13 protein-coding genes are annotated in these 12031 nt (G+C 71.2%); 6 read left to right on the forward strand and 7 right to left on the reverse strand.

The window, feature by feature from the left end:
- Positions 1-156 precede the first annotated feature (156 nt).
- Positions 157-1320, reverse strand: coding sequence for a hypothetical protein (locus ACFYWM_RS25300; RefSeq protein ID WP_389917986.1), 1164 nt, complete (start codon positions 1318-1320; stop codon positions 157-159).
- Between the two features lie 420 nt (positions 1321-1740).
- Between ACFYWM_RS25300 and ACFYWM_RS25305 the strand changes: the two genes are divergently transcribed.
- From ACFYWM_RS25305 to ACFYWM_RS25315, 3 genes are all read left to right on the forward strand, one after another.
- On the forward strand, positions 1741-3345 hold the full coding sequence (locus ACFYWM_RS25305; RefSeq protein ID WP_389917988.1) for a M4 family metallopeptidase: 1605 nt from the start codon (positions 1741-1743) through the stop codon (positions 3343-3345).
- 379 nt (positions 3346-3724) lie between these two features.
- A complete protein-coding gene (locus ACFYWM_RS25310; RefSeq protein WP_389917989.1) occupies positions 3725-5170 on the forward strand; it encodes an MFS transporter in 1446 nt (481 codons plus the stop codon).
- A gap of 39 nt (positions 5171-5209) precedes the next feature.
- Positions 5210-5371, forward strand: a complete 162-nt coding sequence (locus tag ACFYWM_RS25315) for a hypothetical protein (protein WP_389917990.1) — start codon at positions 5210-5212, stop codon at positions 5369-5371.
- Between the two features lie 162 nt (positions 5372-5533).
- Here ACFYWM_RS25315 and ACFYWM_RS25320 read toward each other — a convergent pair whose 3' ends face one another.
- Positions 5534-6871, reverse strand: coding sequence for a helix-turn-helix domain-containing protein (locus tag ACFYWM_RS25320; RefSeq protein WP_389917992.1), 1338 nt, complete (start codon positions 6869-6871; stop codon positions 5534-5536).
- Between ACFYWM_RS25320 and ACFYWM_RS25325 the strand changes: the two genes are divergently transcribed.
- Complete coding sequence (locus ACFYWM_RS25325) at positions 6820-7374, forward strand: ATP-binding protein (RefSeq protein ID WP_389917994.1); 555 nt, start codon at positions 6820-6822, stop codon at positions 7372-7374. The genes ACFYWM_RS25320 and ACFYWM_RS25325 overlap by 52 nt on opposite strands.
- A 76-nt stretch (positions 7375-7450) precedes the next feature.
- On the opposite strand, the gene ACFYWM_RS25330 is transcribed toward ACFYWM_RS25325, so the two are convergent.
- Together ACFYWM_RS25330 and ACFYWM_RS25335 are read right to left on the reverse strand one after the other, a co-directional pair.
- Positions 7451-7852, reverse strand: a complete 402-nt coding sequence (locus tag ACFYWM_RS25330) for a hypothetical protein (protein WP_389917996.1) — start codon at positions 7850-7852, stop codon at positions 7451-7453.
- Positions 7849-8097, reverse strand: a complete 249-nt coding sequence (locus ACFYWM_RS25335) for a hypothetical protein (protein WP_389917998.1) — start codon at positions 8095-8097, stop codon at positions 7849-7851. Before ACFYWM_RS25335 ends, ACFYWM_RS25330 begins: the two co-directional genes overlap by 4 nt.
- A gap of 89 nt (positions 8098-8186) precedes the next feature.
- Here ACFYWM_RS25335 and ACFYWM_RS25340 point away from each other — a divergent pair, with 89 nt between their 5' ends.
- Complete coding sequence (locus ACFYWM_RS25340; RefSeq protein WP_389917999.1) at positions 8187-8459, forward strand: hypothetical protein; 273 nt, start codon at positions 8187-8189, stop codon at positions 8457-8459.
- An 88-nt stretch (positions 8460-8547) separates the two neighbouring features.
- Positions 8548-8796, forward strand: a complete 249-nt coding sequence (locus ACFYWM_RS25345; RefSeq protein ID WP_389918001.1) for a hypothetical protein — start codon at positions 8548-8550, stop codon at positions 8794-8796.
- A gap of 16 nt (positions 8797-8812) precedes the next feature.
- Here the strand turns inward: ACFYWM_RS25345 and ACFYWM_RS25350 are convergent, their stop codons facing one another.
- The 3 genes from ACFYWM_RS25350 to ACFYWM_RS25360 form a co-directional block, all read right to left on the reverse strand.
- Entirely contained in the window at positions 8813-9097 is a 285-nt protein-coding gene (locus ACFYWM_RS25350; RefSeq protein WP_389918003.1) for a DUF1540 domain-containing protein, read from the reverse strand.
- Positions 9098-9347: 250 nt separating this feature from the next.
- Entirely contained in the window at positions 9348-10046 is a 699-nt protein-coding gene (locus tag ACFYWM_RS25355) for a lysoplasmalogenase (RefSeq protein WP_389918005.1), read from the reverse strand.
- A gap of 170 nt (positions 10047-10216) precedes the next feature.
- Positions 10217-11950, reverse strand: coding sequence for a right-handed parallel beta-helix repeat-containing protein (locus ACFYWM_RS25360; RefSeq protein ID WP_389918007.1), 1734 nt, complete (start codon positions 11948-11950; stop codon positions 10217-10219).
- Between the last annotated feature and the right edge of the window lie 81 nt (positions 11951-12031).

A 12031-nucleotide genomic window follows, 5' to 3' on the forward strand; every position in this document is an offset into this window, starting at 1 on the left:
GCCGCGCGCCAAGAAGGGCGGTCGCACAGGTCGGAAATCTTGGGATCCCTGTCCTTCCTGGCACGGGTCGCCCTGTGACGGAGCACCGCGCCGCCGCCGGTCGCCTCATGGCGGAACGCCGCGCCGCCCTCGTCCGGCCGGAGGGCCGCCCGGCGGTCAGGAGCTGGGGGTGGAGGCGGACAGGTAGGTGACCATCGAGGGGTGGTCGACCTGGGTGGTGCCGTTGTAGCAGGTGACGTACCGGATGTTCACGTAGGCGGGGTAGGTGGGATAGGACTCCCACGGGGTGTTCAGGTTGCAGAACTCGGGCCCGTACCCGAAGGCGGTGACCTGGACGTTGTCCCGGTATCCGCCGGTGACGTCGCCGAAGAGCACGTTCGCGCGACCGATCCCCACATGGTCGATCCGGACGCCCCCGCTCCGGGAGTTGTGGCTGACGGCCACCGGCATCGGCCGGTAGCTGCCCAACCTGTCGGGCTCGTTGTTGAAGGTGTAGGCGAAGCCGTACTGCGGGACGGCCGAGACGACGGCGCGCTCGCGGTGGTAGGTCAGGCTCCACCCGGTGTTGACCGGCGCGTCGGTCGCGTCGTGACACCTCACCACGATCCTCTGCTGGGCGGCCGACGGGCTCCACCCGCTCAGCTTGCAGCGGGCGGGCACGGCCGGATCGACCGCCGTGACCTGGATGTTCCCGGCGTAGCCCGTCGATCCGAGCCCCGGCAGGGTGACCTGCCACGTCCCGGGGGACGACGACGCCAGGACGGAGTTCACGACGCCCGGTGCCGACGAGTTGAACTGCCCGGCCACCGCGGAGCCGTTCCAGTGCACGTAGCCGAACGCCCCGGGCGCGCGCGGCACCTGGGCGCTGTGCCCGAAGACGACGGAGAACGGGGTGAAGCCCGGGGTGCCGCCGTAGCGGTAGCACTGCACCGCCACGATCTCGTCGGTTCCCGACTGCCACCACTCCTGGACCTGGCACCAGTCGGCGGACCGGGACACCGCCGTGACGTGGGCGACCCCCCCGGAGGCGAGGCCGATCTGCGGGAACTTCACGAACACCTGGCCGGGCCCTCCCGGGGAGGCCTCGGCCTTGAGCCCGTACGCCCACGAGCCTGCCTGGTGGGCGCCGTCCACCACCGAGGAGCCCCTGACGTACGCGTACCCCCACTGCCAGGGGAGGGCCGCCCCGGCGGCCTCGGCGCTCGCGGCGACCCGGGAGGAACCGGCCTGGGAAGGACCGGCCGTGTTCGCGACCGAGAGGGGCCCGGCCGCGAGCATGGCGGCGAGCATCGCGGTGACGCTGAGGATACGCAAGATCACTTGCCGGCACTGACGCATGTCGTCCTTCACCAACATCGGGGCGGGTAGCCGAGGGCCGCCGGGACGGGGTGGGTCACGACGGGCCGGATGGAGCGGAGGTACGGCTCTTGATAACCCGCCGCCGGGCCGTTGAGAAGACCCAACCTTGCGGGCCGTCCCGACTCGGGTAATCCCGTCACGTCATGAGACTTCGCTCATTGGACGGGGGTGCGGCCCGGCCCGACCGGGGGTGCTCCCGCGCAGATGAAAGCCCCGGCGGAGGGAGCCGCGCCGGTATGCGTACCACCCCATACCACCGCGTTATGGGACTTTGCTAGGTCCTCAGCCGCGCTTTCCGGTGCCAACTTTATGGAGCCCGGACTTCTCAGGGCTTCTTGCATCCCTACCTACCCCCCAAGGGACTTCGAGAGGACACCCCGCGTGAAGAAGGCCAAGCTTGGCGCCGTGGCCGTACTGGCCGTCGCCGCCATGACCACCCCCACGGCGGTGAACGCCGCCACCCCGGCGGACAACGCCGCAGCCCGTACCGCGTCCGCCGAGCCGCCGGTGTTCGCGCCGCCGGACGCGGAGGCGCGCAGCCGCGCGGTCACCACCGCCAACGCGACCCTCGCCGCCAGGTCGGAGGCCGTCCTCAAGGGGCAGAACGAGAGGTTCACCCTGGCCAAGAACATCTCCGGCGCCCACGGCCTGCAGTACCTGACCTACGCGCGCACCTACCGCGGGCTGCCGGTCCACGGCGGTGACGTGATCGTCTCCACCGACCGGGCCGGGGAGCTCGTCGGGTCCGTGTCCTCGGGTCAGCAGGCCAGGATCACGATCGACGTCACGAGCAAGGTGGACGCCGCGACCGCGGCCGCCACCGCCCGCGCGCAGCTGCCCGTCGTGGAGAGCGTGGCCGCGCCCAAGCTGGTCGTGCACGCGACCACCGAGACGCCGAAACTGGCCTGGGAGGTGGTCGTCAACGGCGCCACCGCCGAGGCCCCGAGCGTCCTGCACGTCTTCGTGGACGCCCTCGACGGATCGATCGTCGAGTCCTACGACGACGTGCGCGCCGGGACCGGCAACAGCTACTACAACGGCAACCCGGTGACCATCCAGACCTCGGGCTCCGGCAGCTCGTACTCGATGACCGACAGCACCCGTCCGGGCCTGCGCTGCGGTGGCCAGAACGGCGCCACCTACACCGGGACCGACGACTCCTGGGGCAACGGCTCGGGCACCAACCTGGAGACCGCCTGCGTCGACGCGTTGTACGCGGCGCAGAAGGAATGGGACATGCTCCGCAACTGGCTGGGCCGCAACGGCTTCAACGGCTCAGGCGGCGGATACCCGGCCCGGGTCGGCCTGAGCGCCGTCAACGCCTACTGGAACGGCAGCTACACCAGCTTCGGGCGCAACAGCGCGAACACCAGGCAGGCCACCCCGATGGACGTGGTCGGCCACGAGTACGGCCACGCCATCTTCCAGACCTCCGGCAGCGGCGGCGGTGGCAGCGGCAACGAGTCCGGTGGCCTGAACGAGTCGACCGGCGACATCTTCGGCGCGCTGACCGAGCACTACGCCAACCAGCCCGCGACCCTGGACCCGCCGGACTACCTGGTGGGCGAGGAGGTCAACCTGAGCGGCTCGGGCGAGATCCGCAACATGTACAACCCCTCGGCCAAGGGGCACCCGAACTGCTACAGCTCGGCCATCCCCGGCACCGCGGTGCACGCGGCGGCCGGGCCGCAGAACCACTGGTTCTACCTGCTCTCCGAGGGCACCAACCCGGTGGGCAAGCCGGCCAGCTCCGTCTGCTCGGGCCCGACGAGCCTGACCGGCATCGGCATCCAGAAGGCCGGCCGGATCTACATGGCGGGCCTGAACACCAAGACCGCCCCGTGGACGCACGCGAAGGCGCGCAGGGCCACCGTGGCCGCCGCCAAGTCGCTCTACCCGAGCGGCTGCGTCGAGGTGAACGCGGTCAAGGCCGCCTGGAGCGCGGTGAACGTCCCTGCCACCAGCGGCGAGGTGTCGTGCCCGTGACACGGGACGGTCTCCCGCCCCGGCGGTGACCCCGCCGTCCGGGAGTTCCACCGGCCGGAGTGCTCACCGGCCGAGGTAAGGCCATACCCGGACGGACCGGTGCGGCGGGCGGTGATGGGGCCGCCCGCCGCACTTCTTCGCGCTTCTTCGCACACTTCTTCACCCGGCTCTTTCGCCTCGGGTGAGACGACTCCGGCCCTCGCGGGCACCTCCGCGAGGGCCGGACCGCTGTCCGGGCGTTGAACGGTGATTCGGAAGTCAAAAAGGGTACGTACGCGCTGCTGAAAATGCGCAAAGGTCGACCGGAGACGGGGAACGGGGCGGTCATGACGATCCTCAGCCGATCACGGGCCGGGGCACCGCTCCCCCGCCCGGCCGGATGAGCACCGGCCCGGACGGGGTGACGTCCACCCGGGACCAGGAGGGGGCGGACCCGCGCCGCTGGAAGGCGCTGACCGTCTGCCTCGTCGCCGGTTTCATGACCCTGCTGGACGTCAGCATCGTCAACGTCGCGCTGCCCGCCATCCGTACCGGCCTGGACGCCCCGCAGAGCTCCCTGCAGTGGGTGGTGTCGGGGTACGCGCTCACCTTCGGGCTGATCCTGGTCCCCGCCGGGCGGTTCGGCGACATGTACGGCCGGCGCAACGCGTTCGTCTTCGGCGTCGTGCTGTTCACCCTGGCCAGCGCGGCGGCCGGGGTCGCCGGGAACCCGACCCTGCTGGTCGTCGCGAGGCTCGTGCAGGGACTGGCGGGCGGGGTGATCAACCCGCAGGTCAGCGGGCTGATCCAGCAGCTCTTCCGGGGGGCGGAGCGCGGCCGGGCGTTCGGGATGCTGGGCACCGTCATCGGCGTCTCGACCGCGATCGGCCCGCTGCTCGGCGGGATGCTCATCGACCTCGGCGGCGCCGTCGGCGGGTGGCGCCTCGTCTTCTACGTCAACGTGCCGATCGGCGTCCTGGCCGTGGTCCTGGCGTACCGCTACATCCGGCCCACCCCGAAGGAGGCGCGGCCACGGGAGAGCATGGACCCGGCGGGCGTGCTGCTGCTCGCCGCCGGGGTCGTGCTGGTTCTCCTGCCACTCGTCGAGGGGCACGAGTGGGAGGCCTCGGCGAGGTGGCCGTCCCTGATCGGCGGGTTCGCCGTGCTGGCCGCCTTCGCGGCCTGGGAGCGCCGGTACGGGCGGCACCGTCAGCCTGTCGTCGACCTGTCGCTGTTCCGCAGGCGCTCGTACGCGCTCGGCGCCCTGGTCGGGGCGCTCTACTTCGCGGGCTTCACCGCGATCTTCTTCATCCTCACCCTGTACCTGCAGAACGGCCTGGGCTACTCGGCCCTGGAGGCGGGGCTGGCGACCACGCCGTTCGCGGCGGGGTCGGCCGTGACCTCCCTGTTCGGCGGCCGGATCGTCACCCGGCTGGGCCGCCCCCTGGTGGTGGCCGGGCTGGTCACGGTCGCGGTCTCCCTGCTCGTCACCGCGCTCGCCGTGGAGCTGGTCCCCGGCACGCACGTGGCCTGGGCCACCGCGCTGCCGCTGCTCCTCGCCGGCCTGGGCAGCGGCCTGGTGATCTCCCCGAACCAGACGCTGACCCTGTCGGAGGTGCCGGTCGCCGGGGCGGGCTCGGCGGGGGGCGTGCTCCAGACGGGACAGCGCATCGGCACCGCCGTGGGCATCGCGGCGATCGGCTCGGTGTTCTTCGCCGAGGTCGCCTCCTCGCACGGCGACTACGCGACGGCGTTCCGCCACTCGCTGCTGGTCACCGTCGCCTTCGTGCTGGTCGCGCTGGCCGTGGCCGTCACCGACGTGATCGCCTCCCGCCGCTCCGGCTGACGGTCACGACCGTCCCGGACCTCCGAACTTGTCCGCCACATGGTCACGGCATCGCTCGGCTACGTCGACGCCACGGTGATCGCGATGGCGGAACGCCCTCACATCACCGATGTGGCCACGACCGATCTGAAGTTCGTCGGCATGGCCCAGGGAATCACGAAAATCAAACCTTTGGCCTGGCCGTTCCACGAACTCCACTGAACGTCCGGTCACACTCGCCGGGATCGGTCCGGCTGTCGGCTTGAACGCACCTCCGGCCCTCCGCGTTCGTTCACAGGACTTCTCGGCCGGCTCCTGAGTCTTACCCCACGCCTTTCTCCACTCAGCACCCCTCATGAACAACGATCTAAAGCTCGTACCTGGTCAGGCAGCCAGCTCGCTGTTCAGGTGATCGCGGAACTCGCGGACCATCACGCTGTCCTCGTACGGCTCAAGTCGCCCGGCGAACTGGCGGGCAAGCTCCACCGTGCGAGCGGAGGTCAGCGCCTTCGTCATCGGGATCGCGGCACGCGCCGAGTCGAGAGCCTGCTCCAACTCCCCCATGCCGAGGTACGCCTCGGCGACATGAATCTGGTTGAACTGGGCGGTCCGAGGAATTCGCTCACCGAACTCGGCTACGGCCGCCTCTGCGGGACCCACCGCTCGCCGGTGCTCACCGAGCATGCTCCAGCAACGACCTACCTGGGCGTTCAGCTCCGCCTCCTCGTATCTGCCCACCCATTCCGGATCACGGTCGCTGGCTCCTCGGGCGTAGGCTCGTTCGGCCTCGGCGACCAACTGTCCGACCTGCTTGGCGGTATGCCGGTCAGGTGGCTCGGCCGACTTGGCCTGCAGGGCCGTCGCCCAGGCCTCTCGGACCAGCATCAACGCCATGACATGTGGGGACGCCTCGGCCCGGCGGGCCGTGTCGACGGCGGCTCGGGCCAGCCATACCGCCCAGGCCCCCTGCTCCAGGTGGATCGCCTGGCGGGTCAGCGTCGCCAGCACCCAGGCGCCGGTCAGCGGGTCGTCGGCGTTCTTGGCCAGCCGCAGTGCCTGGCCGAAGTGCTGCTGGGCCTGGCCGTGCCGGTTCAGGTCGAAGGCCGTCCAGCCCGCCAGCCAGGTCATCCCGGCCGCGGCCGTCATCAGCTCGGAGCCCACCCGGTCGTCGTAGCGGCCCCGCAGCAGTGGCGTCACGCTCTCGTTCAGGTATTTGACCACCACCGGGCGCACCAGCCCGGCCCCGAACCGCTGGTCTATCTGGCCGAACGCCTTCTGTGCCTCGACGATCCGCGCCACGTCGGCGAGACCCACCGCGCGCCCCGCCCCCTGCTGGGCGGCCGACGCGACCGGGGTGCCGTAGTTCCAGGAGACCAGCCACTCCCCCAGGGCTCCGGGCACGAACGGCAGCGAGGCCAGCAGGTGACGCCGGGACGGGTCCATCTCCAACCTCCACAGAAGCGCGGCCGACCTCACGGTAGCCGCCGGTGAGCCGTCGCCACAGCCCGCGATCGGCCACGATGATGTCTCCCCGTAGGACCAGCCGGCTATCCACCGCTCGACCTCGACGGCCTCGACACCGAACACGGCGGCGATCTGCGGCCGGTAGCAGGCACGCACCCCCTGCTCGCCGCGTTCCCACCGCGCCCAGGTCGTCGGCGTCACTCCGAGTGCCTCCGCCGCCGCCTCCTGGCTCATCCCCCGCAGCACCCGCGCCCTCACCAGCTCGGGACGACATCCGCGCGCTGGCCAGGGTCCTTCAGCCGGGCTCGGCCGCGCGCCGCGCCCGCGCCGTCGTCCAAAAGGTGCTCCGGGACGCGGGGCTGGACGACGACGCCGTCGGCGATGCGGAGACCGTCGTGGCGGAGCTGGCCGCCAACGCCGAGAAGCACGCCCGTCCCCCGTACGAGCTGCGTGTTCTCAGCCTGGACGGCGTCCCCGCCTGGTGCGAGGTCGTCGACGGCGATCCCGACCTCCACGAGGTCCGCGTCATCCTCGACCTCCTGTGCTCGGTGGAGGAGATCGGCCTGCCCCTGCTCGCCGAGAACGGCCGTGGCCTGCTCCTGGCCCACCGGCTCTCCCACGGCCACTGCCGGGTCCACCCCGCCACGGTCCTCACCACCGGCACGCCGGGCAAGGCCGTCGCCTTCGCCCTGCCCACCCGCTCGGGCACCCGCCCGGCCTTCCCGCTCCTCCCCGACCTGGCCCGGCTCGGGCTCCGCTGACGGCCCGGCCCCGGGGGCGGAAAAACGAGCCTGCTTACCCCCTTCACGCCTCGGCCGCCGTCGGTGAGTGTCGGGTTCAACCGGCGAGGAGCTTGCCGACCGCCTGGTGGGAGACACCGAGCAGCGCGCCGATGTCCCGATGGGGAAGCCCCTGCTCGTGCAGGTGGCGGGCGGCCTCGCGCGAACGGCTGACCGCGTCCTCACGCAACCGGTCCGCCTCCTGGCGGACCTCCCTGGTCCGCGCGACCTCCGTGGCGAGCTCCTCCCCCAGGACGGGAAGCACCGTGATCCGCCAGGCGGCCGTGGACGGGTCGTCGACGCCGGTGTCGAAGCGAAGCGCGAGCAGATCGCGCACCGTCTCCTCGACCTGGTCAAGCCGCCGCGCCTGCGTGTGCGCCGGACGCCGCAGCCCTGGCCCCTCGATCTCCAGCGCCCACCAGCCGTCGGACCGCTGGGCCGTGACTCGGAACTCGCTCACTCGCCCTCCCCCTCGTTCTCCCGGAGCACGTCCTGCCGAGCCTGGGCGAGCAGTGCCTCCCACTCCTTGAGGATGCCCTTGGCCGTCAGCTCGTTGACCTCGGTATGGCGCGGCACGATGACCGCGTCTCCCCGGACATACCACTTGTCGTGGCCACCGCCGTGCACATCGGGCGACTTCGAGAACTCGAAGCCGTATCGCCTGGCCAGGCGTGCCATCCGGCCAAGCAGGTCGTTCCGTTTCATTCAGCGTAGTCAACGCGGTTGCCAGCATCAAGGCAGGCCGGTTGCCTATACCTCCGCATGGATACCTTTTGTGGCCGCCTCGCCGGCGCATGTCCGCCCAGGGCCAGGACGCCCGCATGTACTGGGCGATCATGCGCCGGCAGAGCAACGTGAGCCTGGGCGAGATCCGGCTGGCGGGCAACCGTACCCGGCGCAAGGTCGAACTCGACGTGACGGTGGACGACGTGTCGGGGGCGGCTCTCGGTGTAACGAGCCAGGGGGAGCTGCACGCGCTGGCGCTCTCGCTGTTCCTGCCCCGCGCCCTGGCGAACGAGAGCCCCTTCCGGTTCCTGGTCGTCGACGACCCACGCGCGTCTGCTTGACGACGCCGACACGGTCCTGCGCTCCGGTGGCCACGGGCCGTGGCCTCGGATGACCGCCTTCCTGCTCCGGAAGGCGCTGGAGTCATGCATGTACGACTTCTGGCTCCACACCCGGCCGGGTGTGGAGCGGTGCCGCATGCACACTCAGGTGCTCTGCCTGACGAGGTACGCCGGCGAGAGCACCGCCCGGCGCGTTTCCGGAGCGTGGGCCGCGCTCAGCGCCGCCTGCCACCACCACGGCTACGAGCTCGGCCCGACAGCCGGTGAGTTGCGCGCCCTCCACGACGAGGTGCGTGTCCTCACCGGACGCCTCAGCCCGGTCCCGCCGTCGCTCTGACCTGGTTCCCCCGGCGTCAGGCGGGCGCGTAGGTGAGGCAGTCGATGTCGTTCTGCGCGTAGCCGACGACGATGCCGGAGGCCTGGCACTCGTACTGGACGTTGTGCTGGCACTTGGACATCTTGCAGGCGCCGACGTGACCGGTGGCGGACGGGTCGCCGCCCTTCGCGTCGACCTTGAAGAAGGTCTCGCACTCCGCGTGGCTGCTGTTGCCGACCGTGATGGCCAGGGCGTGGCAGGTGTGCGCCGTGTTGTAGGCGCACGCCTCGACCTGGCACTCGTTGACCGCGGGCATTTGCATGGCTGAACTCTCCTTGGGCTCGGGCCGGTCCCGGGCTCGACGAGCCATCGCCGGGGCCTGTCGCCCAGTGGTTTCGCTGTCACCCGGTGGCGAGGCCGGCGCGTCCCGGCTGGCGTCCGGGACCTCGGCCCGCCTCGCGCCGCGCCAGGTCACGGTCGCCGACACTCGCGACCGGACGTGACGCGGCCCGTGCCCGCGTACGGGCGCCGGGACTACCCCGTCTCCTACCGCGCCCGGATCGCCTTCACGCTCATACCGGTCCCAAGGCTTCTCCAAGAGAGCCTGGACGTTCGTCCCGCGCGGCCGGGTTTCGGGAACGGCCGACGACGCCCGAGGCCAGCAGGTACTGGCCCGCGATGTAGGTGGCCATGATGAGGAAGCCGTGTGCCGGGAGGCGGGGAAGGTCCGCCAGTTCGAACGCGATCAGCGTGTCGGACAGCAGGAACAGGGCGCCGCCCGCCCCGATCCACCGGCCGTGCCCCGCGGCGGTCACCGCGGTGGCGGTGAGCAGCAGCGAGTAGGCGGCCACCGGCAGGCGCAGGTCGCCGAGACCGGGCCACAGGACGAGGATCAGGACCAGCCACAGGACGCCGTAGACCACCGGGACCACCGGGCGGCGCCGCAGCGCGTCGAGGGCCCCCTCCCGGACGAAGTAGGTCACGTAGCAGACGTGCGCCGCGGCGAACAGGGCCATGCCCGGGAGGAAGAGGCCGTCGATCTCCAGGGCCACGTCACCGCCCCACGACAGCAGGAGCGCCGCCACCAGCGGGCGCGGCCCGCGCCGTACCAGCACCCAGGCCGCGAGCAGCGGCATGAGCAGCGCCTTGGTCACCGCGTCCAGCGGGGTGGTGCCGGTCGCCACCAGCGCCAGGTGCACCGCGCAACAGACCCAGAAGGCGGCCGGTACGGCGCGGGAGAGCGGCCCGGCCTTTAGAACATCATTCTGCACAGCTGCATGGTAGGGCCTGCCCGGCCGGCGGAGCGTGCCCGAACGGTGGGCCTGCCCGGACGGCAGGGCATGCCCGAACGGTGGGACATGCCTGAACAGCGGGGCGTGCCACCGCCGTGACCGGGGAAAAACCGGTCACGCGCACACCCCGGTGGTGGAGGGTCCGGCGGTCAGCGGCCGAGCAGGTGGGTGTGGCCGTGCTCCAGGCCCGCTCGCGCGGCGATGTCCGCCGTACGGGCCTCGAAGTCCCTCTCGTCGGTCACCGTCGCGTTGTCCTCCAGGGTGACGCCCTCCGGCGGGTCGTCCCAGCCCATGGGGTCGGCGTCCCAGAGGTTGCCGCGGAAGACGACGTTCTCCAGCGGCGGCCAGGCCTGCAAGGTGGCGGTGTTGTCGGCGCGCTGGACGGCGTTACCCTCGACGGTGACCCAGGCGGCGCCGTAGTCGGTGTAGAGCCCGAAGTTGTACGGCGTGAGCGTGTCGCGCACGACGTTGCCGCGAATCACCGCGCCGTTGTCGTGGGAGTCGCCCTGCGGGCCCGACAGGTAGACTCCGCCGCCGTCGGCGAGCACCTTGAGGGTGTTGAAGGTGAGGTTGCGCAGGACCCGGGTGCTCCTGCCGGGGCCGAGCACGATGCCGCAGTGCGGGACGTCGTTCACCTGGTTGTGCGCGACCGTGGAGTCCTCGCTCGCGGCCACCGCGATGCCGGGCGAGCCGGAGTACTCCAGGCCGATGTCGTGGATCCAGTTGTTCTCGATGGTGACGGCACGGCTCCCGCCGACCGAGACGCCACCGCCGCAGACGTCCTCGAACACGTTTCCCCGCACCAGGACCTCGGCGCTGTCTCCGGAGAACCGCAGGGCCGTGGCGCCCAGCCTGGTGAAGCGGCAGCCCTCGATCACGACACGCTCGACGCCCTCGAACACGACGTTCGCGGGGATCGTCAGCGACTCCCCGGGCACCGTCACCCACGCCCCCTCGGCGAACGACACCTTCTCGATGGGGCCACCGTCGTAGTAGCCGGTGCCGTGGTAGTGCAGGAAGCCCTCGGGGCGGCTCGGCCGCGTCCAGGTGGCGTCGGCGAAGGTGATGCCCAGGAAGGCGACGTCGCGGGCGCCGGAGACCGTGACCAGTTCCTCCAGCACGGGTGCGACGATCTCCGTCCGCCCGGGGTCCTCACCGGGGCGCGGCCGGTAGCGAAGGACGTGGCGGCCGGGGCGGGACCTGTCGAGGACGAAGGTGCCGGGTTCGGCCAGGAAGCCCTCACCGTTCTCCACCCGGGTCGGCAGGCCGGGGCCGTAGGACTCGCCGCCGCCCTCCCAGGGAACGACCGAGTTGTAGAGCTCGATCGCCCAGCCGAAGGCGGGCTGGGCCATGGTGACGGTGGTCGAGTGCTCGTCACCCTCGACGGCGGCGACGCCGAGGCGGGCCTCCGTCCACGGGTAGACACCACGCAGGACGAACTCGACGTCACCGGGGTTGCCCCAGCTCTGCGGAGCCGTGCTGTCCGTGACGTAACCCGTGTCGGTTCTGGTGACGTTTCCCGGAAGGGCGTCGATCGAGGCCCGCTCGGCCCTGTGGCCGTCGACGTAGAGCTGCCGGGTGTCGAGGTCGCCGACCTCGGCCAGCCAGACGCCGTCCCGCTCGCGCCAGCCGGTGATCCTCCGGCCACCGCTGACGACGGCGTCGCCGACCTCGCCGGCCTCGCCCATGGCCCGGTAGGTCACGCCGGAGTCGGCCTCGGTGAGCCGGAGGGTTTCGGCGAGCCAATGGGTGCCCGCCAGCAGGTTGACCACGGCGCCCGCGCCACGGGCCAGGTCACGGGCGTGGGCGAGGGTGGCGAGCGGCTTCTCCCGGGTGCCGGGCCAGGTGTCGTCACCCGAGGGAGAGACGTAGAGTTCGTTCAAGGAGCACTCCTCGTTTATAATGTAAACGTATATATACAGCATAAACAGATATCGCGTTCGAGCGTCAAGTCGGAGTTCGTA

Origin of the sequence: Streptosporangium sp. NPDC002721 (assembly GCF_042888905.1) — a bacterium.
GTDB lineage: Bacteria > Actinomycetota > Actinomycetes > Streptosporangiales > Streptosporangiaceae > Streptosporangium.

Bases quoted from the DNA above. Each gene is read 5' to 3' on its own strand.
- ACFYWM_RS25310 (WP_389917989.1), top strand. From the start codon at position 3,725: ATGAGCACCGGCCCGGACGGGGTGACGTCCACCCGGGACCAGGAGGGG.
- ACFYWM_RS25315 (WP_389917990.1), top strand. From the start codon at position 5,210: ATGGTCACGGCATCGCTCGGCTACGTCGACGCCACGGTGATCGCGATG.
- ACFYWM_RS25335 (WP_389917998.1), bottom strand. From the start codon at position 8,097: ATGAAACGGAACGACCTGCTTGGCCGGATGGCACGCCTGGCCAGGCGA.
- ACFYWM_RS25340 (WP_389917999.1), top strand. From the start codon at position 8,187: ATGTCCGCCCAGGGCCAGGACGCCCGCATGTACTGGGCGATCATGCGC.
- ACFYWM_RS25345 (WP_389918001.1), top strand. From the start codon at position 8,548: ATGTACGACTTCTGGCTCCACACCCGGCCGGGTGTGGAGCGGTGCCGC.
- ACFYWM_RS25350 (WP_389918003.1), bottom strand. From the start codon at position 9,097: ATGCAAATGCCCGCGGTCAACGAGTGCCAGGTCGAGGCGTGCGCCTAC.